The sequence below is a fragment of the Litoribacter populi genome, assembly GCF_007483685.1.
GTDB lineage: Bacteria > Bacteroidota > Bacteroidia > Cytophagales > Cyclobacteriaceae > Litoribacter > Litoribacter populi.
In genome coordinates, this window is the sequence record NZ_VMKN01000001.1 from 1,784,195 (window position 1) to 1,807,427 (window position 23,233).

Here is a 23,233-nt window from a genome sequence, read left to right on the forward strand (position 1 = left end):
ATTACTTAGTTTGCCAATCCTAATGAGAGTTTCTACCAATTAAAATTAAGTGAATGGGTATTTTAGGTTTAGCGATTACGGGTTTTCTTGGGTTCTTTATCGTAAGGACAATTATTCCAACTTATTTCATGAAAGAAAAAGGAAACCTGCATCTGAGGTTCAATAAGTCCAAAACCAACCTTATTCACTTTATTATCCCTTCCTATATTCAAGATCAGAGTGAGCAAAAGTTTGGCTGGTTGACACTGGATAAGGATTGTAATCTGGTAGCCATAAAAGAACACGAAGGTTTTGACCAAGCAAGTGGAGCTATGGTGGAGAAAACACTAGCTGAATTCAAGGAAGATTTGAATAAAGCCAATATGGTGATATCGTTTGATTCCAATACTATCTTAAAAGAATTTTCAATAGCAGAAACGGTCGCAAGTGAAGATGTGGTGTGTTTGAAAGTATTGGCGGCTGAGTTTACAAGAAAGGCAGGTCTAGAATCAGAAGGGTTCGGGTTGAAGGAAACTCTTGAAAACCTTTTTGGAACAGATGCCAAAGACTTTGATGTAAGCGATTTAGGTATCAATCTCTTATTGCAGGCTAAAGTGGTTCAGAAGTTCGGGGAAATGGAGATGATACCGGTGAAGACCCCGATTTTGATTAGTTAAAAAATTAGAAATTTGAGAAACAAAAAAAGCCGCTTTTTAGCGGCTTTTTTTGTTTGTGCGCACGAGAAGACTCGAACTTCCATGCCCAGAGGGCACCACCCCCTCAAGATGGCGTGTCTACCAATTTCACCACGTGCGCAGTAAAGGGAGAGCAAAAGTATGAAGGTTTTAGGGTGTTTGCAAACCGATAACCTATATTTTGCTCCTTGTATGAAAAATTATTTTGCATCAGCGAATTCTTCCAGAGGTACCGGGATTCCAACTCGTTGAGCCAGAAACTCTTTACAAGCTTCCAATACTGATTCCCAATCTTCGGAGGTAATAGCCGAACCGATTACATGATCATTTGCTTCTGGAAAAGCCATTTTCACTTTCATGTCCTCATCGGTTCCCAAATTCTCGAACATTTTCAGCATGGCTGGCACTGATACCACGAAATCCTGATTTTCTTCATCCATGAAATAATAGCCCATAAAGACAGGCTGCTTTACCTGCTCATAGGTTTGCATATTCATTTTTGATTTTAGCAAAACGGCTAAACTGGTGTAAGCATTCACATGATATTCCTCAGACCAGTATCGTGCCTTGTCCCCAGTCCGTTCTACGATTTGCACCCCTTCGTCATTTGTGATAGCTGATGCAAGTAGATTTTTCATCCATGGTTGAAATAGAAGCTCTAGTCGACCTTCAAAATCCCTGATCGCGGGTGATAAAAGAACTAAGGCCTCAATATCCTCTTGCTCAGAACCCAGCATCAAGGTCAATGCCCCACCCATGGAAGTGCCGATTACCACCACTTTCTCACCAATGGCTTTCCCAATGGAATAAGCCTCCCTAGCGGCATCTGCCAATTCCTGGGCACTCAAATGTTTAAATGCATCATTTCGGCTTATACCATGCTCAGGCAATCTGGTGAGAAATAAGTTTGCACCAAAATATTGTGCGAGCTCTCGGTGTAGGGGATGGCCTTCCTTTTCGCTGGCGCCAAAGCCGTGAATGTAGACGAAAGCATACTCGGTTTTATGCTTGGTAAGGGAATCTGCCCAAATGATTTTAGCCTCATTGTCTTCTTTAAGACCCTTAACGGTATCTTCCCGTTGTCTAAGATAAGTTTCTAATTCGTAAGGATCAGTTGGGACTTCAGGGTATTCTCCTGTCAACGGGGCAACCCTTTCCCTAGGTCCCATCACGTAACCAATAGCTAAAACTACTGCTAGCACGAGCAGCACAACCAAAATTTTTCTTAACATGTCTTAGGATTTTATCCATAAAACTAGGTGCTTTTAGGTCAAAATCCAATCTGCATTTATCCGAATAAGATATTTTGAGTATCTTGATCGTGTAAAATACACATATCAACAATTTTATGAGAAAAATGAACGCGCTTTTAGGGTTGGCCGGTCTGGGCCTTTTGTTCTCCTGTCAGCAAGAACTGGAAGAATACGACCAGCATTCTGAGATTATCAAGAAAGAAAACTTGGAAAGGCATATTCAGACTTTGTCTTCGGACGACTTTATGGGCAGGATGCCTTTTACTGAAGGGGAAACCAAAACGATCAATTATCTCAAGTCCAATTTTGAGGAAATGGGACTTGAGCCGGGAAATGAAGGCAGCTTTTTTCAAGAGGTTCCCTTGGTAAAAATAACAGCCTCCCCTGCGGATCAGATGAAGATAAAATCAGATAAAGGAGACCTTAAACTGGAAGGCCTGAAGGATTACGTCATTTGGACCCAGCGGACGGAGAAGCAAGTGAAATTTGAGGATGCCGAAATGGTCTTTGCAGGATTCGGAATTGTGGCGCCTGAATATGGCTGGGATGACTACAAAAATATTGACGTCAAGGATAAAATTGTGGTGGTATTGGTGAACGATCCTGGATTCGGGACTGAGGATGAGGAGCTTTTCAAAGGCAACACCATGACCAATTACGGTCGCTGGACTTATAAATATGAAGAAGCCGCGCGGCAAGGAGCATTGGGATGTCTGATTGTGCATAATACCATTCCGGCAGGGTATGGATTCAATGTGGTTCAAAACAACTGGAACACCTCCAAGCTATATTTGGATGATAGGGGATCAACTGCCTATAAAAATGCATTTGAGGGCTGGATTAGTTTACCAATCGCAAATAAACTGTTTGACCTGGCTGGGCTCAACGAACGTGAGATGCTTGCAAAGGCCAGAAAAGCTGATTTTCAGGCGGTGGCTCTGAATATGAAGGCTTCTTCATCAATGGAAGTGAGTGCTGAATATGATGTCTCTCAAAATGTGATAGCCAAGGTGGAGGGTAGTAAGAGACCTGATGAGTATATCATCTACACCGCTCACTGGGACCACTTGGGGATTGGTAAGCCTGATGAGACTGGGGACAGTATTTACAATGGTGCTTTGGACAATGCCAGTGGAACTGCCGCTCTGCTAGAAATTGCCAGAGCCTTCCAAGAAGCAAATGAAAAGCCTGAAAGAACAGTGGTCTTCTTGGCTGTGACTGCCGAAGAGCAAGGGCTTTGGGGATCCGCTTACTATGCTGAAAACCCTGTTTTCCCAAAAGAAAAAACAGTAGCCAATATTAATATGGACGGAATTAATCCTTATGGCAAAATGAAGGACATTGTGCTAGTAGGAAAGGGGCAGTCAGAATTGGAATTATTGCTTGAAGAAGAGGCTGAAAAAGTAGACAGATACACATCCCCCGAACCGACACCTTCTGCTGGGTATTATTTCAGATCGGATCATTTCAATTTCGCCAAAATCGGAATTCCAGCCCTCTATACAGGAACTGGAATTGACCATGCGGAAAAAGGTAAGGAATACGGCAAAGAACTTCAGGATAACTATACTGCCCAATATTACCACAAGCCAAGTGATGAATACGATCCTGAAAGATGGAACCTTGATGGGGCATTGGATGATGTAGAGTTGCTTTATCAAGTTGGGAAAAGATTGGCATTCAGTTCTGATTGGCCAAATTGGAAAGAAGGTTCTGAATTCAAAGCCGCGAGAGATGCCTATATGAAGTAATTTCAAACTTAAGTTCTTTTAGTGAAACAGTGGCCAATCCTTGATGGATTGGCCACTGTTTTTTATTCACTTCTTAGTTTATATTAACACTACCAAAGCCCTAGGTAATACTTGGGTATTAATTTAATATTAACCAGTCTTAGACCAGTATTAAACCAGTGTTAGACCAGTGTAGAAACAGTATATGATTGGTTAATTATAGGTTAATAATATACTGATTATCTATATAATCATGTATTATTGTTCTTTATAATATAGGTTTTACGTTCTTTTTATATGGTATTGTGTTGCGTTGGTTAAGGAGTGAGACTATTAAAAGTATAACAGCAATAATTGATAGTTCAATTGGTGCTTTTTTTGCTATCAAGTCCTAAAAGCATATTTTTTAATGGAAACCTTCCTGTCTGATATACGCGAACAATTTGCAGAATACTACGACTCTATCGTCGCCCTCACCCCTCGGTTGCTCATTGCATTGGTAATGCTGGTGGTTTTTTGGTATTTAAGTTTTTATGTAAAAAAACTTTCAACCAATAGATTGCAGAAAAACATGAATGATTCTTTATTGGCCTCTTTTTTTGCGAGGCTCATAGGGTCTGTCATCTTTATCTTGGGTTTGCTATTTGTGCTGAGATTTTGGGGGCTTACTGGCGTAGTGGGTAGTATTTTGGCTGGGGCAGGAATCACGGCTTTTGTTATTGGATTTGCGCTCAAAGACATTGGGGAGAATTTCCTCGCTGGAATTTTGCTGGCCTTCAAGCGTCCTTTCAGGATAGGTGATACTATTGAGATAGCAGGTGTAAAAGGAAGGGTTGTATCCTTGAATTTACGAGACACTCAGATGAAAACCTTCGATGGTAAGGATGTGTATATGCCAAACGGAACAATTGTAAAAAATCCATTGACAAATTTCACCATTGATGGTTTTTTGAGACATGAATTCGAGCTAAAGATCCCTGTTAAATCCGATTATGAATCCAAATTAAAACAAATCGAGGACCAAGTCAACCTTGTAGAAGGTGTGCTGAAAGGCCGGCGAAAAACATCCCTGCAGATTAAAGACATTTCCGGAGGGGTAGTGGTGGTCTCTGTCCTTTTTTGGGTCGATACCTTTACTCGAAAAATACCTGCTACACAAGTGAAAAACAAAGCCATGCTTACAGTTCAGAAAATAGTAGATACTTGGTAAACTTTGCTGAGAATAGTTTAATGTATCATTTTTTAAGATTTTTTTAATAAAAACTTTCAGATCAAAAAAACTTCCTATATTTAAGAAGCCTTTAGTCTGAAATTATGAAAATAGCTATTTTATCCGCGCTTTTCGCGTTAATTACATTACCTACTTTTGCCCAGGAAGTCTTCGGTCCACCAACACGTGCAGTGTATGTGGAGCTTGGAGGGGCAGGATTACCTTATTCCGTGAATTATGATTTCCGCTTTGATAGAGAAAGGGTTGATTCTTGGGGAATGCGAGTCGGAATTGGCGGTTGGGCATTAAACCAAGGTGAAAATTCATCCACTAGTGTGCTTACCATTCCCGTTCAAATTAATAGGTTATTAGGGCGACAAAAGCATTTTTTCGAAATAGGAGCAGGAGCCACCTTTGTGCGCTACAGGGATACCTATACACAGTGGTACGGTAATCAGTCGGTGCAAACGAGAACAAATTGGGACTTCATTTTGGATACCGGAGACACGCCAGCTTTGATGGGAACACTTAATTTAGGTTATCGAAGAGTTCCGGTAGATGGTGGGTTCACCTTCAAGGCCAATCTCAATCCTATTTTCAACCACAATGGTTTTTGGCCGCTTTGGTTCGGGATCGGGTTTGGGTATGCATTTAATTAACTATTTAATATTCAATTAAAATGAAAAGTTTATTTTTGAGTGTGTTTTTCTTGATTTCCCTTGGCCAGGTTTGCCAGGCTCAAGCTCCGGATAGGTCAAGAGGACAAAGCGTTTTTGTGGAGGTTTTGGGAAATGGGTTAATATATTCAGTTAATTATGACACACGATTCTCACAGGGTATGAATGGCTTGGGAGGAAGGGCAGGTATTGGATATATTGCCATGGATGGAGTAAGATTTACATCTGTTCCCCTGCTTGTTAATTATTTGTTTGGTCATGACAAGCATTTTTTTGAAATAGGGGTTGGTGCTACGATATTAGTGGGTTCAGCAGGTAATCAAGGTGGTTTCGGACCGGCCGGTGAGAGGGACCGAGAAAGTGGAGCAATTGGGACGATGAGCCTAGGTTACAGACTGGAGCCTACCGATGGTGGCTTTTTGTTTAGGGCAGGTATCACGCCGATTTATGACTCTTCTGCTTTTTGGCCCTTATGGCCGCAATTGTCGTTTGGATATGCATTTTAAAAAGAAGACCGAAGACGTAAGAAAGAATTAGCGGGACTTATTGAAATAAATCAGAGTTTCACATAAAATTATAACATTATGAATTCTAGATGTAATTATCTATTAACAGTACTTTTATGCTCATTGATCTTTTCGGTGGAAGTTTTTGCCTCGGATTTTAACGGAGAGTTACTGATTGAGGAGATTAACGAGAACTACGAATTGAAGCTTTATAGGGAAAAAAGCCTTCCCCTAAGTATATCCAAAAGCACAGGAAAAGGTCCAGGCTTTTTAAAAGCGAAGGGCAATTTGGATGTTATATTTGAACAATTGCTTCCAAACCATTTGGTTTTGAATGATGCTGATGATGATGGATTTGAATACCTGATGGAACTCAAGTACTTTGTGAAAAAAGAAAGCTTTATTGAGAAAATTACCTCTTTAATAGCAGAATCAGCAGGTTATTCTTTTGAAATTAAAGACACGAATCAACCTTCTTATCTATTAAAAACTTACAAGCGAGAATTAGCTCATGACGTTCATCAAGAAAAATTACCTGAAAACACAAAACTATATACAAGCCGAAATGGTGGGAAAATGAACATATATGGCTATACCTTAGGAGAAGTTGCGAAAAAACTTTCTGATCAAGCAGTTTTTTACACTGAAAGTGAACAAAGTATTGTAAACCTCCGATTTAAAAACACTAAAAATTTAAACCAGGTTTTTAAGGATTTACGAAAACAGGGGATCACTGTGGAGGAAAGCACACTTACCGTTCCAACTGTATTACTTGGCAAAAGATAGTTTTTCTCACTTCATCTACGACCACACCTGCCTTAAAGCAGGTGTTTTTTTATTTGTTAAAGCCACTTTTCCCTATCTTTGCAAGCTATGAGCAACAAAGAATTCAAAAGATATACAATTACAGCAGCATTGCCTTATGCTAACGGCCCTTTGCATATTGGCCATATGGCGGGTTGCTATATTCCATCCGATATTTATGTGCGATACTTGCGCTCCCAGCAACGGGATGTGGCCTTTATATGTGGTTCTGATGAACATGGAGTGGCAATTACTATCAAGGCCAAAAAAGAGGGGGTAACGCCTCAGGAAATCGTGGACCGCTATAATGCCCAAATGAAGGAAAGTTTCGATAAGTTTGGGATCAGCTTCGATCATTATTCCCGTACTTCCTCTAAAATCCATCATCAGACGGCGTCAGAATTTTTTAAGGATCTGTATGACAAAGGAGAATTTGTGGAACAGACCACAGAGCAATATTACGATGAAGAAGCAAATCAGTTTTTAGCCGACAGATATATAGAGGGTACTTGCCCAAAATGTGGTTATGAATCTGCCTATGGTGACCAGTGTGAAAAATGTGGAACCTCACTTAATCCTACGGATCTTATCAACCCCAAATCGAAATTGAGCGGCAATGTACCTGTATTGAAAGAAACCAAACACTGGTTTTTGGATTTGGGTAGATATACGGAGTTTTTGAAAAAGTGGATTCTGGAAGAACACCAAGGTGACTGGAAAAACAATGTGTTGGGCCAATGTCGTTCTTGGCTCGAAGCAGGTGAGGGCTTGCAGGCTCGATCTATGACTAGAGATATGGATTGGGGAGTGCCCGTGCCGGTCGAGGGTGCAGAAGGTAAAGTACTTTATGTATGGTTTGATGCCCCGATAGGGTACATTAGTTCCACTAAGGAATGGGCTGAGGAAAAAGGCATTGATTGGGAACCATATTGGAAAGATAAGGATACCAAATTGGTGCATTTTATCGGGAAGGACAATATTGTATTTCACTGCATCATCTTCCCTGCAATCCTTAAAACGCATGGAGAATATATCCTTCCGGAAAATGTACCGGCCAATGAATTTTTGAACCTGGAAGGCGATAAAATTTCAACCTCGAGAAACTGGGCGGTTTGGCTGCATGAGTACCTTGAGGAATTTCCTGAAAAGCAGGATGTGTTGCGATATGTGCTAACGGCCAATGCTCCTGAAACCAAGGATAATGATTTTACTTGGAAGGATTTTCAGTCCCGCAATAACTCCGAATTGGTGGCTGTATTTGGCAATTTCATAAATCGTGCGGTGGTGCTGACTCACAAATATTTTGATGGTCAGGTGCCTGTAGCTGGGGAGTGGACAGAGTTTGACCGAGATGCCATAGCGGAATTGAAGGCATTCCCAGCCAAAATTGCTTCTTCGATTGAGAAATACAGGTTTAGAGAAGCCTTATCGTTTGTGATGGATTTTGCCCGCTTGGGCAATAAATATCTTGCCGACACCGAGCCTTGGAAAACGATCAAAACAGACCAAGAAAGAACTGCCACGGTGCTTAATTTGGCATTGAACATTGCGGCCAATTTGGCAATTGTTGCAGAGCCATTTCTGCCGTTCACTTCCAAGAAGCTTTATGATATGATGCATTTGGATCAAAGGGAGTGGCAAGATGCAGGAAATGAGCAAATATTGAAGTCTGGAACCTCTATAAATAAACCTACTTTACTATTTGAAAAAATAGAAGACGAGTTAGTCGAAAGACAGGTGAATAAATTATTGGAATCGAAGAAAATGAATGAATTGCAAAATGCCTCGGTGCCGGCAATGAAGGATATCATAGCATTTGATGATTTTACGAAGCTGGACATGAGAGTAGTGACAGTTTTAGAAGCCGAAAAGGTAAAAAAATCCAAAAAGCTGTTGAAATTATTGGTGGATACCGGATTAGAGAAAAGGACTGTGTTGAGCGGAATTGCTGAGCATTTTGAAGCTGGAGACCTTATCGGTAAGCAGGTAACCATGCTGATCAATTTGGCGCCAAGAAAGATGATGGGGATTGATTCTGAGGGAATGATACTTATGGCAGAGGATAAGGATGGTTCCTTAAGACTTCTTCAGCCGAATAGGGATACAACTCCCGGTGCATCCATAAGCTAATTTAAGTTAGCTTTTGAAGATAGAAGAGGCCTTCCAGAGACAATTTGGAAGGCCTTTTCTATTTATCAAATAACTTTTAAAAAGGCTGCTGATCAGAATTCCCCCGAGCCTATGCCTTCCGAAATATGGACTGTATTACAATAGCATATGGGTAATCAAGCACTATAATAAGCACCTAAGTGAAATTGTCTGGAGAAAGCAGAGATAATTGGCAAAAAACATGAAAAAAATGTGAAAAATACCCCAATCGCGGTATTTCAGGATTAAAAATGATTGCCTAAATTGTCAAACGATTTGCTTAGTATTATGAAATTCTTTTATATAGACGAGAACCTGTCAGAATCTGGAGTCAAAAAAATTCATGCTCAAGGCTGTGCAAATATGCCTGACATGATGAACCGAAGATATTTAGGTCCATTTAACAATAGTGAGGAAGCCTTGAGAAGGATTTCCCAACAAGAGCCGGCGGCTAAAATCTGCCAAGAGTGTGGAAAATAGGGTGATTGTTTAATCCTGTCTTAAGTTAAAATCTCCTTGTTTCTTTTCTTCTAAAATAGGATTATTCCATACAGGATTAATCTGTAAGGAAGGGTTATGTTTTAAAAAGTCCGGCATATTAAAGTCCAACAAACGGGTCCGCATCGGAATAGGAGCAATGTACTGACTGGTTGGTCTATAATCAGGTAAGACCTCCGGAGTAAATGTCATTTCTGGTTCCTTTATAGTTTGTATCCTTCCGTTAAAAACATCATTATCTTCAGGCTGAAACTCTCTAATTTTCATAGGTGCCATTGTAGCTTGACCATTTTTGCTGTTATAGATTAATAATCCTCCATTAGGGGTTGGATTTGAGACCAAAATCCCTGAGGCATCTGGCACACCATTGGTCATCCGGTAAGTCGGGTAGCTGATCTGGGCATATAGAGGTTGGCTAATTATCAAAAATCCTAACAATATGATAAATCGTAACATGGCAAAGTTCGGTTAGTGTCCTTATTATAGTACGGTTTAAAATATAAATTGTTATAAATTAAAGATTCTGACGGGATTTTATCATGGGTATAAATAAAAAAAACAGTAAAGGCACAGCCCCTACTGTTCTTAATCCATGCGGTAAAAAATTATGGATTGTCACGATAACTCTTTATGACATTTAAAGCGTTTTTGATACCGCTCAACTGCTCATTCAGCAGGCTCCTGGTATTGCCGCTAATATATTCTTTTTCTAAAGCTTTTTCATAACTCTCAATTGCCGATTCCTCTCCAGTTATGCAGCCATCAACGATTGCCTCTCGGTCACCTCCTGTGAAAGTGGATTTTATGTCGAGCCAAGCTCGATGTAGAGCACCTTGTACATCTCCATCGCTATCCTTAGGCTTGCCATTTAATGCAATAATTTCCTGTTGCAGTTGACTGACATAACTAGCCCTTTCTTGAGAGAATTGTCGAAAGGAAGCTTTTGCCCCATGGTCTTCAATGTTTTCTGCGGCGTTTTCATAACCTTCTCTGCCATCAGCGGCAATGGCTATGAGATCATTAAGTTTGTCAATGCTCTCTTTATTCGGATTATCCATCTGTAATAAGGTTTTAGTGGTTTGTTCGATGAACACAGTGCCATCATAATGCCACTAAATAACCTAGTGAAATAGATTGATTATAAAGGAATAAAACACCTTTAATTGGTCTTATTTCAATGTTTATAGAAATTAATTACCTGTTCACTTGTTGAAAAGGATTGTAACTGAAGTACAAATTGGGCAGAAAAAGTTACACCTGTTGTTTTCTTAGTTCTATCACAGTGATTTCTGGCCATATCCCCACTCTTCCTGAAAAGGCATGAAAACCAAATCCCCGATTTACATATAAATAACGATTAAGGGATTGTGCCAAGCCAGCCCAATGAGGATATCTGTACTGCGCAGGACTCCATCGAACCACTGGCGTTTCAATTCCAAACTGCATCCCGTGCGTATGACCCGAAAGAGTAAGGTGAATATTTGAGGGATGGTCCTTTACAACCTTTTCCCAATGACTGGGGTCATGACTGAGAAGTACTTTAAATTCGTTTTTGTCTACTCCAACAAGGGCCTTATCGATATCACCTTTTTGATTGAACCCTACGCCCCAATTTTCCACTCCCAAGAGGCGGATGCTTGAATTCCCTTTAGATACGATGGTATTTTCATTCATCAATAACTGATAACCTAACTTGCCGTGTTGTTCAATCATTCTATTAAAGTTGGCTTTTTTCTCTTCTGGAGTGGGCCAAGGAATATAGTCTCCATAATCATGGTTGCCCAAAATGGAAAACTGCCCGTGTTTGCCTTTTATGGTGCTAAATTTTTCCATAAAAGGGTCAATCTCCCCAGCCCGATGGTTCACCAGATCGCCGGTAAATACAAAAAGATCAGGCTTCTGGTCAATTACCATCTGAATACCTCGCTCTACAGCCTCGAAATCCTTGAAGCTTCCAGAATGTATGTCGGATAACTGTACAATTTTAAAACCGTCAAACTCTTCTGGTAAATCACTGAAGAAAACAGGTTGGTGATGTATTTTGAAATTGTATTTCCCTTTGAAAATCCCATAGATAAAACCAGAGAAAGGTATCGCCGCCACCACCAGACCAAGTTGGGCGACAAATTTTCTTCGGGAGGGAAGTGTTGCTTCATCGGATGCTACATATTTTGCTCCCATTACCATACTTCTGACCAAATCTTCCCCTAACATAAATAGTATAAAGACTATCTGGGTGCTTGTGACGGTTAGGATTACATTAACTAGGTTGTATGCACTGGGCGGAATTTTACCCTCTACGGCAATCCGTATAAAGGTAATAACAGAGAATAGAGTGATTCCTCCGAATATAAGCCAGTAACCCACAAAAAAAGACCTCCTTGAATTGTGGCTCCAGTCCTCAACCAAAGTTTTAATGCCTTGAAAGACATACCAGTTGATAAAGGTAGATAAAAGTGAAAATATTACTATAAAGATGATTGTTCCTTTTCCATTCATATACTTTAGCTATATAGATAAGCAACAAAAAAGGCACATAACTAATTGTTATGTGCCTTTAAATTTTCTTAAGAATGATTAATTGTCATCATTCTTAGTGCTTATTTTTTCAGTAACTGATTCGTTAATACCTTCTTCGATATTCTTTTTTTCTTCAGCTTCTTCTTTTTCCTTTGCATCAATTTTCTTGGTGAATGCCTCGTATGCTGTTTCTTTTTCAAAAGGCCTTTTACCGATCAGTTTTTCTAAATCAGATTGGAAGAGAATCTCTTTCTCAAGAAGTTCTTTGGCCAATATTTCTAAGGCTTCCTTGTTATGTGAAAGAAGGTCTTTCACTCTTTCATATGCAAACAAGATTAACTTTCTAACTTCCTGATCAATAGTTTCAGCGGTGGCTTCAGAATAAGGCTTACTGAATCTATCTGACTGCTTGCTGTCGTAGAAAGATACGTTTCCTATTTTTTCATTCATACCGTAAACTGACACGATTGAATAGGCCATTTTGGTTACTCTTTCTAAGTCACTTAAGGCACCGGTAGAGATCTTACCAAACACAATTTCTTCTGCAGCACGACCACCAAGTGTCATACACATCTCGTCGATTAGCTGCTCTGTTTGATAAAGGAATTGTTCTTTTGGTAGGTATTGGGCATATCCCAATGCTGCTACACCTCTAGGTACTATACTCACTTTCACCAATGGATCGGCATGTTCCAGAAACCAGCCTGCCACTGCGTGACCTGCTTCGTGATAAGCAACAATTTGCTTTTCCTCTGGAGAAATGATTTTATTTTTCTTCTCAAGACCTCCAATCACACGGTCTACCGCATCTTGGAAATCCTGCATATCTACTGCCTTTTTATTCCTTCTAGCTGCGATCAATGCCGCCTCGTTACAGACATTAGCAATTTCCGCTCCGGCAAAACCTGGAGTTTGAGCTGCGAGTTTTCTTGGTTCCACATCTTCACCAGTTTTGATCGGCTTAAGGTGAACTTTGAATATAGCTTCTCTTCCTACAATATCTGGTTTGTCGATACTGATTTGACGGTCAAATCTACCTGGTCTTAAAAGAGCGCTATCCAACACGTCTGGTCGGTTAGTAGCTGCCAATACAATTACACCTGTATCAGTACCAAAACCATCCATCTCTACCAAGAGAGAATTCAAGGTGTTTTCTCTTTCATCGTTTGAACCTGGCATTTGGCCTTTGCCTCTTGATCGACCGATTGCGTCAATCTCGTCAATGAAGATGATACAAGGGGCTTTTTCCTTAGCTTGCTTAAACAAATCCCTTACTCTAGCGGCTCCTACACCGACAAACATTTCCACAAAGTCGGAACCTGATAGGGTGAAGAACGGAACACCTGCCTCACCGGCTACAGCTTTTGCAAGCAATGTTTTACCTGTACCTGGAGGTCCTACCAAAAGGGCACCTTTCGGGATTTTACCACCAAGCTTAGTGAACTTGCCTGGATTTTTAAGAAATTCTACAATTTCCTGGATTTCTTCTTTAGCTTCATCAAGGCCGGCCACATTACCAAAGGTGATCTTAACCTTATTTTCAGCATCAAATAACTGCGCTTTGGATTTGCCGACATTGAAAATCTGGCCACCTGGTCCGCTAGGTCCTGCCATCCTTCTCATCATAATCCAAAACAGGAAGAAAAGAAGTATTAGGAAGCCAAAACTTCCAAAGGCATTCCAGAGGCTTTCCTGCTTTTCGGCAGAATAGCCTATCCTCTGCTCTTCGGGCAATTGACTTTCCAATCTATCATAATCTTCGACAAACTTGTCGACAGAGGCAATGTTGATTCTATAATGAGGTCCTGAGGTGCTTGAAAACCTGTTTTGCAGATCAAGTTCATCCGCATACCGTGACTTTTCAAGAGCACTTTCTGTTAGAGTGACATCTACATAATTTTGATTGTATACAACTACAACCTTGGCCACATCATTGGCAGTAACCATGTCCTCAAACCGCTTCATAGTAATGTCCACCACAGCATTACGCTGGCTAAACCAAGAAACACCAATCAGGACGATCACCGCTGTGATAATCAGCCATAGTTGGAAGTTTGGTCTCTGAGGAGGTTTAGGAATGAATTTTTTATTCTTGTTTTTATCACTCATTGTATAATTATTAAGGCAATAAACTTAAAGTAGAACGTTTTTGAAAAATATAAGTTTGCAGGATTATCAGATTGTGGTCACTTTAGCGTCACCCCACAGTTCTTCAAGGGCGTAAAACTCCCTTTTGTCTTTCAAAAACACATGTGCTACTACATTGGCATAATCAATCAGGATCCATTGGCGGTTGTTTTTTCCTTCACTTCTCCATGGGGATTCCTGGGTAATCTTAAATACTTCATCTTCTACGGAGGTGGCGATTGCCTCAACCTGTGTGTCTGAATTTGCAGAACAAATAACGAAAAAATCTGAAACTGAATTATTTACATTTCTTAAATCCATTACTACAATATCGGAAGCTTTCTTCTCTTCCATTCCCTTCACGATAACTTTACTCAGCTGTTCTGCTGTCATATTATTAATTTAGTATTTTAAGCTGTATTTTTAGAGTTCCAAATAAACGATAAATATCTTTATTGTGGGACAAAATAACTAATATTTGTATGCATAAAATCCTTGCCAATACGATTTTTTTGGGAAAAGACATTCATTTTCTGCCAGAGTGTCACTCGACCAATGATGAAGCTATGCAACTCTATAAGCAAGGAATGGTCCGAGAAGGTTCCATTGTCATCACCGATAAGCAAACAAAAGGCAGAGGGCAGAGGGGGAACCAGTGGTATAGTGAACCCGCTAAGAATCTGACTTTTACCTTAGTTCTTGCTCCTTCATTCTTGGATGCTAGTCAGCAGTTTGATTTGAATATTATTGTTACGTTGGCAGTGCAGGAAGTGCTAGCCCAATATGCACCTGACATAAAGGTTAAATGGCCGAATGATATCTTACATCAGTATGAAGGTAAACTTGGTGGTGTACTAATAGAAAACAGTGTTAGCAACAGGGGGCTCGACATGTCTTTAGTTGGTATTGGTTTGAACGTCAATCAAACTGATTTTGCTTTTCCTGGTCCTACCTCACTTGCTCGGTTGACCGGAAGTGAAGTAGATTTGTGGGAGGTTTTTCGATTAATTATTAAGTCTATCGAAAAGTACTATTTATTATTAAAGAGGGGTGAGGTTGAGTTACTCCGAAAGCTTTTTATCCAAAACCTTTATCGATACAATGACTGGGCAAGCTACAGAGACACTAAATCAGGGGTGTTTTCAGGTAAAATCACAGGTATAACCATGGAAGGTAAGCTTAAAATTGAAAAAGACACCGGCCAATTGAACCTATATGCCTTCAAAGAGGTTGAATTTCTTTAATCGCCTAATTTTCTTTTGTCTCAGCATTTGAGTAAATTTGGCTTTCCTAAAATTGTTAATAATCCATAAATTAATAAATACATGTCAGAAACTACATCAAAAAAATACGTCAAGTATAAGGTTAAAGATATTTCTTTGGCTGATTGGGGGAGAAAAGAGATCAAGCTAGCTGAGGCAGAGATGCCGGGTTTGATGGCTTTGAGAGAAGAATATGGTAAATCTCAGCCTTTAAAAGGCGCCAAGATTGCCGGTTGTCTTCATATGACAATCCAAACTGCTGTCTTGATCGAAACCTTGGTAGCCCTTGGTGCAGAAGTAACTTGGTCTTCTTGTAATATTTTCTCGACTCAGGATCATGCTGCTGCGGCTATTGCTGCTGCAGGTATCAGCGTGTATGCTTGGAAAGGTCTGACTGAGGAAGAGTTTAACTGGTGTATTGAGCAGACTTTGTTCTTCGGCGAAGAGCAATCTCCTTTGAACATGATCCTTGACGACGGTGGCGACCTTACTAATATGGTATTGGACGAATATCCGGAATTGGTAGCGGGAATCAAAGGTCTTTCTGAGGAAACCACCACTGGTGTTCACAGACTTTATGAAAGAATGAAGAAAGGCACACTTCCAATGCCTGCCATCAACGTAAATGATTCTGTAACCAAGTCAAAATTTGACAATAAATATGGTTGCAAAGAGTCATTGGTGGATGCGATTAGAAGAGCTACCGATGTCATGATGGCAGGTAAAGTTGCTGTTGTGGCTGGATATGGTGATGTAGGAAAAGGTTCTGCTGCTTCTCTTAGAGGTGCCGGTGCTAGAGTTATTGTTACTGAAATCGATCCAATCTGTGCACTTCAAGCTGCTATGGATGGTTTTGCTGTGAAGAAAATGGTAGATGCGGTTAAAGAAGCAGATATCGTTGTTACAGCTACCGGAAACAAGGATATTATTAGTGAGCCACACTTCAGAGCGATGAAAGATAAGACCATCGTTTGTAACATCGGTCACTTCGACAATGAAATCGATATGGCTTGGATGAACAAAACTTTTGGTCATACCAAAGATGTCATCAAGCCGCAGGTTGATCTTTACAATGTGGATGGTAACGAAATCATCGTCTTGGCCGAAGGTCGATTGGTGAACCTGGGTTGTGCTACAGGTCACCCATCCTTTGTAATGTCTAACTCCTTTACAAACCAGACTTTGGCGCAGCTTGAGCTTTGGACCAATACGGATCAATATGAGCCGGGGGTATATGTATTGCCTAAGCATTTGGATGAGAAGGTAGCCGCATTGCATTTGAGCAAATTAGGGGTGGAATTGGAAACTCTTTCTGAGGACCAGGCCGAATATATCGGGGTACCACAGGAAGGACCATTCAAGCCAGAGTATTATAGATATTAATCTCAGAAAAATTAGAAAAAGCCGCATAGCGGCTTTTTTTTATGCCCTATCTCAAAGCTATACAAACTCTTAAAATATTTAACATCTATTATTGTTAGTATTACTAACTTATAATTACTTTTGCAAACATAATGTAATGGGTGTCGTTAGCTGATAGAATATGGAACAATTGCTGAACAGAATGCGGGTGGATGTAAACGAGAGCGTTTACCTAAAGGATCCATTTAGTTCTGAACTTGGGAAGGATATCATTGCCAAGAGTATAAAGGTAATGGCCAACCTTGGATTGGAAAGCTTTACTTTTAAAAAGCTCGCAGTAGAGGTGGGTAGCACAGAGGCTGCTATTTACCGCTACTTTGAGAATAAGCATAAGTTGCTATTGTTTCTAAATCTTTGGTATTGGGGCTACTTGGAGCTAAACTTGGTGATGGGGATCACAAACCTCTCTGATCCTAAACAAAAATTACACATTGCTCTGCAAATATTGATCGATGGACCGATTGGGAAAAACAATGAATTTGTAAACCCTGTCCCTCTCCGTCAGATGCTGATTGAAGAATCGTTTAAGGCTATTATGACAAAGGAAGTGGAACGGGATTTAAAAAACGGATATTTCTCTTCTTACATTAAAATCGGAGAAAGGATAGCCGAAATCATCCATGAGCTTAATCCAAAATATAAATTTCCCAAGACTTTGGCCAGTACTATCATGGAATCCAGCCTTCTTCAACCTTATTATGTCAAGCATATTCCCGTTCTGACAGAGATGACAGCATCAGGAACAGAAAGATTGGAGTTTTACAAGGAATTAGTTTTTAATGTTATCGATAAAAAATGAAAGTAGTTAACCCGGCAATCACTCCAATAAAGAGGTTTGGCAAATTGTTAAACCAAGAAAAGCGTGATGTTTATGCTATTTACTTCTATGCTGTCCTTAACGGTGGGGTAGGGCTGATTTTGCCTCTTGCTATTCAGGCTTTATTTAATTTTATTCTTGGTGGTAGGGTGTCTACTTCTTGGGGGATTTTAATAGGTCTAGTGGCAGCTGGATTTACTTTCAGTGGATTTCTGCAGATCAGTCAGCTTTATTTGACGGAGAAACTTCAACAAAGAATTTTCACCAAATCGGCATTGGGATTTGCCTATAGGTTTCCCCGCCTAAAAATGGATTCATTACAAAACAAATATGCACCTGAATTGGTCAACCGTTTTTTTGATTCGGTAAACCTTCAAAAAGGGACAGCAAAATTGCTTTTGGATTTTCCGACTGCGATCCTACAGGTTTTATTTGGGTTGATCCTATTGGCCTTTTATCACTCTTACTTTATCCTTTTTGGGGTAATCCTTATACTCATCCTGATAGCCATCTTCTACTTTACCTCCCCCAAAGGTATGGAAACTGCCTTGAAGGAATCTTCGGCTAAATACAACGTGGCATATTGGCTTGAGGAAGTTGCCAGAGCACTACCAAGTTTCAAGCTATCTGGGAGTTCCAAACTGCCTTTGCTTAAAGTAGATTACCTGCTTCAGTCTTATGTAGACTTCAGAAATAAGCATTTTAACGTACTGATCTTTCAATACAAAGTCTTGATTGCTTTCAAAGTCTTGATTGTAACAGCACTATTGGGTGTAGGTTCTCTTTTGTTGATCAATGAAGAGATAAGTATAGGACAATTCGTGGCAGCCGAGATTGTGATCATACTTGTAATTGGCTCTGTTGAGAAAATGATCTTGAGTCTGGAAACTGTTTATGATACATTGACGGCAGTCGAAAAATTGGGGTTAATAATGGATATGCCTATCGAGAAGCAAAATGGTACTGAAAAATCTCTCGTAAAAAATGTTCATGGCCTAAAATTCCAACTAAATAAACTTTACTTCAAATCGACCGATAAGCAGTTTAATATTCTAGAAAATATTAACCTCACTATAGACGCGGGGGAAAAAGTCATCCTAACTGGGGCAAGTGGAAGTGGAAAGACCACTCTATTACATCTTCTTGCAGGTCTTTATGAAGATTACAGAGGTAAAATTATTGTTAACGACCTACCGCTGGATGTATTGGACGTTAACAAGTTTAGAGGGTATTTAGGCGAAAGTTTCAATAACCAATACATTTTTCACGGCACGATGAGAGAAAATATCACATTGGGGCGTGATGTTGAGGAGCCCCAAGTAAGAAAGGTTTTGGAGCTTGTAGGGCTCAACCAATATGTGTTTAGCCTGCCAGAAGATATGGAGACCATGCTCATGCCGGAAGGGAAAGGTTTGAGTCAGGTAGATATTAGAAAACTAATAGTAGCTCGTTGCCTGGTTCATTCGCCACGAACTCTCCTGCTGGAAGACCTTTGGAGCCAGTTAAATGGTGAGGAAGAAGAAATAATCAATTATATATTCGATGGAGATTGGACAGCCGTTTTTATTTCAGATGATGATAAACTGATTTCTAAGGCTGATAAGGTAATAGAACTTTCGAAAGGTAAAGTGAAGTTTATAGGTACACCTGCGGAATTTAAAAATTATAAAAACAGTAACAATTAAGGATATGCTCAATATTTCTTCCAACAAGTTAGAAGGCAAGGTCAACTTTGAGAACTTCAAAAGTCTCAGCATGACCCTTCCTGCCAGCGAGAGCAAAAAAAGGGTGAAGATCCTGCTTTATATTTTCCTTTTCTTGCTGCTTTTCATTTTTCTTCCTTGGACCCAATCTGTCAGGTCCAAAGGAATGGTAACTGCTTTAAGGCAAGACCATAGGCCTCAGACCATCCAGACGGTCATTGCAGGCCGGATCGAACAGTGGAATGTAGCGGAAGGTGATTATGTCAACAAGGGAGATACATTGATGTTGATTTCTGAAATTAGGGATGATTATTTTGATCCTTTATTACTGGAAAGAACCCTAAAGCAAGTTGACGCAAAGAACCTTTCCGCAAGATCTTATGGTGAGCGGGTTAAAGCTCAGGAAGGGCAAATACTAGCCTTGAAAGCCAATAATGTCCTCAGGATAGAGCAGGCGGAAAATAGGCTTGAAATGGCCCGGTTGAAAGTGCAATCGGACAGTATCCGATTTGAACAGGCTAAAGTCAACTTTAATATTGGGGAGGATCAGGTAGCTCGTGCTGAAAAATTATTTGAGGAAGGTTTGCGCTCTCTAACTGATTTAGAACAAAGAAGATTGAGGTTTCAGGAAGTTCAAGCAAATCTCATCGCAGCTGAAAATACCCTTCTTAGTAGTAGGAATGAAGAAATTGCAGCTAGAATCGAGCTGAATGCTATTGATAATGAGTTTAGAGACAGGTTGGCTAAAGCTGAAGCGGATAAGTTTTCGGCCATGTCTTCCCAATTTGACGCTGAAGCAACAGCTACTAAGCTAGAGAACCAATATAGCAACTATGAGGTCCGTACAGGTATGCGGTATATTTTGGCGCCTCAAAATGGATATATAGCCAGAGCTTTACAAGTCGGTATTGGGGAAACGGTAAATGAAGGGATGCAAATTCTGAGCATCATGCCGGCTGATGCTGCCTTGGCTGTGGAAATGTATGTGGATCCCATAGATTTGCCATTGGTTCGATTGGGAAATAAGGTAAGGTTTATCTTCGACGGTTGGCCGGCGATTGTTTTCTCGGGTTGGCCCCAGATTTCCAATGGTACCTTTGGAGGGAAAGTGGTAGCAATAGATAAATTTACAAGTGAAAACAACCGGTACCGTGTGGTAGTAGCACAGGACCCAGAGGAAAAACCTTGGCCAGATGGACTTCAAATAGGTTCAGCAGCGGATGGTATCGCCCTGCTTAATGATGTTCCGATCTGGTATGAGATCTGGCGACAACTGAATGGATTCCCAGCAGATTACTATACTGCAGAAGAAAAGAGACAAGCTAGGAAATAATGAGGAGACTAATTGGAATAACTGGGTTGCTTGTTTTTCTGTTATCTAATGTCAGCGCACAAGACACCCTTTCTTACAACCAGTTTATCAAGTGGGTTTCCTTTTACCATCCGGTGGTTAATCAAGCCGTCATCACAACAGAGATGGGGCGTCAAGAACTGAGGATGGCAAGGGGAGGCTTTGATCCTTTCCTATTTGGCAATCTGGATGAAAAAGAATATAACAATGTGGGTTACTATCACAAGCGTGAAGCTGGTGTGGTAGTCCCTACAATGGGAGGTGTACAGTTGAAAGGATTAGTCGAGCAAAACACTGGACAATACCTTAACCCCGAAAGAAGAGTGCCCACAGAGGGTTTGATGACAGTTGGTGCTTCGGTTAATTTGGGTCAGGGTTTGATGATAGATAGCAGGAGGAGAGCGCTTCGGCAAGCTGAAATCTACCGGGATGCTACGCTCTCTGAGCAGCAATTGATGCTTAACAGGCTGTATTTGGATGCCAATCAGGTTTACTGGCGATGGGCGGCCGCTTATCAAGATGTCACAGTCATGCGAGAGGCGGTGGAACTTGCTAAGGTTAGATTTAGAGGTATCAGAGATAGCTTTATTTATGGTGACTTGCCGGCCATTGATACATTGGAAGCCCATACCCAAGTACTGAACAGGGAGTATAGACTTCAGGCAAAGGAGATGGAATACTTTGAGGCTCAGCAGATGTTGGAAATCTATTTATGGGATGAATACAATGAGCCTATGAATCTTGGTGAACAGGTGATTCCTCAAGACTTATCAAAGGGAATCGATATGTCATACAGTTTGGAACTATTGCGGGCTAATTTGACACGCCACCCAGAATTGCAATTACTTGACTTTGATCTTGCCTCCCTTGAGGTAGAGAGAAGATGGCGTGCTGATCAACTCAAACCTGTCGCCCAATTGCATTACAATATACTGACGAATACGACGAATGGGTTTGAAAACGGTGGTCATGTCTTTTTTGAAAACAATTATAAATGGGGAGCCACGGTGAGGATGCCATTGTTTTTGCGAAGGGAAAGGGGAGCATTAGGTATTGTCAAATCGCAGATCAACTTTACCACTCAAGACAGAGACATGAAATTTGTCAGGTTAAAAGCCACTTTGGAAAGTGAGCTTAACAATATGGAGACACTTCAAGGGCAATTTAGAACATTTTCTGAAAACCTATTCGGATTAGAACGCTTACTGGAAGGTGAGCAAACAAGATTCGAAATGGGCGAAAGTTCTCTATTCCTCATAAATGCCCGAGAAGTAAGTGTAATTGAAGGTCAATTGATCCTCAATGATGTTATTGCTCGCAAAAACATCGCTTACGCCAAATTGCTGTTTGCTGCAGGTCTCGGGTTTGAACAAGATGTCGAGGATTAGAACAAAAACTTAATACTGCAAGTGAGCTAAATATAAAAAGGCAGTCCCTGAAAAGAGACCGCCTTTTTTGCTATTTAATATTATATTAAAATAACAATTTAGAGGTGAATTAACTTAGTATTTTAATCTGCAGCTGTCATAAGTAATTTTTGCCCATTGTTCAAAACAACCTCAGCCTGATTGTCGCAATCTCCCTGATCTCCGTATAATATTTGGTGACGAACAGTGGTGCCGGTTTGCCTTTCTACTCCCCAGCTTTCACTTCCAATAGCTGGCATTTTAATTCCAGCTTGCCAGCATTCTTGTTTTTGGATTTTAGGATCTACTACCTGCATGGAAAAGGTCCTTCCTGCTAAATTTCTACCTGAGGCTTCTCCGGAAGTAATAATTTCATTGAGGGTATCGGATCGAAAAGTTAGCTCATGAGTCAGGTGGAGATTGATTCTAGTGCTAGAGCCAAAGGCATCAAAAATAAGAATATCCTCAGAAGTTTCGGAAATCAAAATACTGTCTTTAAGGAAGGTTCTTGAACCCTCAAGGGTGTTTTGTAGCACCTGATAATCTTGATAAAGTAAAGAAGTGGGGAGACTATCATCCTTAAAGCTGATCTCAAAAGCTCCACGACGTGGATTGCCATCTGGACATTCCTGGTTCGTGAAAGTCAAGGTTACTTTTCGGCCCTCCTCCTCTATATTAATTAATGGGCAGCCAGGCAGTTGTAAACTGTCATTCGAAGCCAATTGAAAGTCATCAAAATCCATTGTCAAATAATATAGATGCTCATCCAACACATAGGAGGCATTGAATATTTCCTGACCTTCCACTTCAGGATCCGTCTGAAGTTGATTGTCAAATCTATCGGTGCAAGCAAAGAAGATAGCGCCGATTAGGCAGCACCACACTATTAAAAATGGAATTATATTACGCATGACCAGTTCATTGCAAAATCAATGCAACTTTATCTTTTTTAAAAATTACTTGACGCATTTTACTTTTCCTAAAACTGGTTTTTGTTATTTATGCTATTTGTCAGCTTGTTATTTGCTCGGAAGTGTCGTTAGATAATTGAATTTAAGTGTGACTCTACTATTTTGTTTTGAAAAAATAAAGTGATCAAAAAGAAGATTAATTCTTATATTCAGT

The 23,233-nt window shown here is 40.3% G+C and carries 21 protein-coding genes and 1 tRNA gene; 14 read left to right on the forward strand and 8 right to left on the reverse strand.

What is annotated here, in order from left to right; translation table 11 throughout:
- The first annotated feature begins 53 nt into the window (after nt 1-53).
- Nucleotides 54-656 carry a hypothetical protein gene (locus FPL27_RS07795; RefSeq protein ID WP_143960555.1) on the forward strand — a complete coding sequence of 201 codons (603 nt, stop codon included), beginning with the start codon at nt 54-56 and terminating at the stop codon, nt 654-656.
- A 56-nt stretch (nt 657-712) separates the two neighbouring features.
- Here FPL27_RS07795 and FPL27_RS07800 read toward each other — a convergent pair.
- Together FPL27_RS07800 and FPL27_RS07805 are read right to left on the reverse strand one after the other, a co-directional pair.
- A tRNA-Leu gene (locus FPL27_RS07800) sits at nt 713-795 on the reverse strand.
- 79 nt (nt 796-874) lie between these two features.
- The gene (locus tag FPL27_RS07805; RefSeq protein ID WP_143960556.1) at nt 875-1,906 is read right to left on the reverse strand and encodes an alpha/beta hydrolase; all 1,032 of its coding nucleotides are present in this window, start codon (nt 1,904-1,906) and stop codon (nt 875-877) included.
- Between the two features lie 116 nt (nt 1,907-2,022).
- Between FPL27_RS07805 and FPL27_RS07810 the strand changes: the two genes are divergently transcribed.
- The 7 genes from FPL27_RS07810 to FPL27_RS07840 all read left to right on the forward strand — a co-directional run bounded on the left by FPL27_RS07810 (nt 2,023) and on the right by FPL27_RS07840 (nt 9,482).
- Nucleotides 2,023-3,678: a M28 family metallopeptidase gene (locus FPL27_RS07810; protein ID WP_143960557.1), complete on the forward strand. Its 1,656-nt coding sequence runs from the start codon at nt 2,023-2,025 to the stop codon at nt 3,676-3,678.
- A gap of 388 nt (nt 3,679-4,066) precedes the next feature.
- Nucleotides 4,067-4,867: a mechanosensitive ion channel family protein gene (locus FPL27_RS07815; RefSeq protein ID WP_143960558.1), complete on the forward strand. Its 801-nt coding sequence runs from the start codon at nt 4,067-4,069 to the stop codon at nt 4,865-4,867.
- Between the two features lie 104 nt (nt 4,868-4,971).
- On the forward strand, nt 4,972-5,526 hold the full coding sequence (locus tag FPL27_RS07820) for a hypothetical protein (protein WP_185974325.1): 555 nt from the start codon (nt 4,972-4,974) through the stop codon (nt 5,524-5,526).
- 20 nt (nt 5,527-5,546) lie between these two features.
- Nucleotides 5,547-6,050, forward strand: coding sequence for a hypothetical protein (locus FPL27_RS07825; RefSeq protein ID WP_143960559.1), 504 nt, complete (start codon nt 5,547-5,549; stop codon nt 6,048-6,050).
- A 201-nt stretch (nt 6,051-6,251) separates the two neighbouring features.
- Nucleotides 6,252-6,836: a hypothetical protein gene (locus tag FPL27_RS07830; RefSeq protein ID WP_143960560.1), complete on the forward strand. Its 585-nt coding sequence runs from the start codon at nt 6,252-6,254 to the stop codon at nt 6,834-6,836.
- An 87-nt stretch (nt 6,837-6,923) separates the two neighbouring features.
- Complete coding sequence (metG, locus tag FPL27_RS07835; protein WP_143960561.1) at nt 6,924-8,984, forward strand: methionine--tRNA ligase; 2,061 nt, start codon at nt 6,924-6,926, stop codon at nt 8,982-8,984.
- Nucleotides 8,985-9,290: 306 nt separating this feature from the next.
- Entirely contained in the window at nt 9,291-9,482 is a 192-nt protein-coding gene (locus tag FPL27_RS07840; protein ID WP_143960562.1) for a hypothetical protein, read from the forward strand.
- 9 nt (nt 9,483-9,491) lie between these two features.
- Here the strand turns inward: FPL27_RS07840 and FPL27_RS07845 are convergent, their stop codons facing one another.
- The 5 genes from FPL27_RS07845 to rsfS form a co-directional block, all read right to left on the reverse strand.
- A complete protein-coding gene (locus tag FPL27_RS07845) occupies nt 9,492-9,938 on the reverse strand; it encodes a hypothetical protein (protein WP_185974326.1) in 447 nt (148 codons plus the stop codon).
- 167 nt (nt 9,939-10,105) lie between these two features.
- Nucleotides 10,106-10,558 carry a ferritin-like domain-containing protein gene (locus FPL27_RS07850; protein ID WP_143960564.1) on the reverse strand — a complete coding sequence of 151 codons (453 nt, stop codon included), beginning with the start codon at nt 10,556-10,558 and terminating at the stop codon, nt 10,106-10,108.
- Between the two features lie 193 nt (nt 10,559-10,751).
- Nucleotides 10,752-11,999, reverse strand: a complete 1,248-nt coding sequence (locus FPL27_RS07855) for a metallophosphoesterase (RefSeq protein ID WP_143960565.1) — start codon at nt 11,997-11,999, stop codon at nt 10,752-10,754.
- Nucleotides 12,000-12,077: 78 nt separating this feature from the next.
- Nucleotides 12,078-14,129: an ATP-dependent zinc metalloprotease FtsH gene (gene ftsH / locus FPL27_RS07860; protein ID WP_143960566.1), complete on the reverse strand. Its 2,052-nt coding sequence runs from the start codon at nt 14,127-14,129 to the stop codon at nt 12,078-12,080.
- A gap of 66 nt (nt 14,130-14,195) precedes the next feature.
- Nucleotides 14,196-14,540, reverse strand: coding sequence for a ribosome silencing factor (gene rsfS, locus FPL27_RS07865; RefSeq protein WP_143960567.1), 345 nt, complete (start codon nt 14,538-14,540; stop codon nt 14,196-14,198).
- 89 nt (nt 14,541-14,629) lie between these two features.
- Between rsfS and FPL27_RS07870 the strand changes: the two genes are divergently transcribed.
- The 6 genes from FPL27_RS07870 (at nt 14,630) to FPL27_RS07895 (ending at nt 22,090) form a co-directional block, all read left to right on the forward strand.
- Nucleotides 14,630-15,391: a biotin--[acetyl-CoA-carboxylase] ligase gene (locus FPL27_RS07870; RefSeq protein WP_143960568.1), complete on the forward strand. Its 762-nt coding sequence runs from the start codon at nt 14,630-14,632 to the stop codon at nt 15,389-15,391.
- A gap of 81 nt (nt 15,392-15,472) precedes the next feature.
- A complete protein-coding gene (gene ahcY / locus FPL27_RS07875) occupies nt 15,473-16,792 on the forward strand; it encodes an adenosylhomocysteinase (protein ID WP_143960569.1) in 1,320 nt (439 codons plus the stop codon).
- 160 nt (nt 16,793-16,952) lie between these two features.
- Nucleotides 16,953-17,630 (forward strand): TetR/AcrR family transcriptional regulator, encoded by a 678-nt coding sequence (locus FPL27_RS07880; RefSeq protein ID WP_143960570.1) that lies wholly within the window; start codon nt 16,953-16,955, stop codon nt 17,628-17,630.
- On the forward strand, nt 17,627-19,333 hold the full coding sequence (locus FPL27_RS07885) for a peptidase domain-containing ABC transporter (protein ID WP_143960571.1): 1,707 nt from the start codon (nt 17,627-17,629) through the stop codon (nt 19,331-19,333). Before FPL27_RS07880 ends, FPL27_RS07885 begins: the two co-directional genes overlap by 4 nt.
- 4 nt (nt 19,334-19,337) lie before the next feature.
- On the forward strand, nt 19,338-20,684 hold the full coding sequence (locus FPL27_RS07890) for an HlyD family secretion protein (RefSeq protein ID WP_143960572.1): 1,347 nt from the start codon (nt 19,338-19,340) through the stop codon (nt 20,682-20,684).
- Nucleotides 20,684-22,090 (forward strand): TolC family protein, encoded by a 1,407-nt coding sequence (locus FPL27_RS07895; RefSeq protein ID WP_143960573.1) that lies wholly within the window; start codon nt 20,684-20,686, stop codon nt 22,088-22,090. Before FPL27_RS07890 ends, FPL27_RS07895 begins: the two co-directional genes overlap by 1 nt.
- A gap of 122 nt (nt 22,091-22,212) precedes the next feature.
- On the opposite strand, the gene FPL27_RS07900 is transcribed toward FPL27_RS07895, so the two are convergent.
- Nucleotides 22,213-23,019: a hypothetical protein gene (locus tag FPL27_RS07900; protein ID WP_143960574.1), complete on the reverse strand. Its 807-nt coding sequence runs from the start codon at nt 23,017-23,019 to the stop codon at nt 22,213-22,215.
- Nucleotides 23,020-23,233 lie beyond the last annotated feature (214 nt).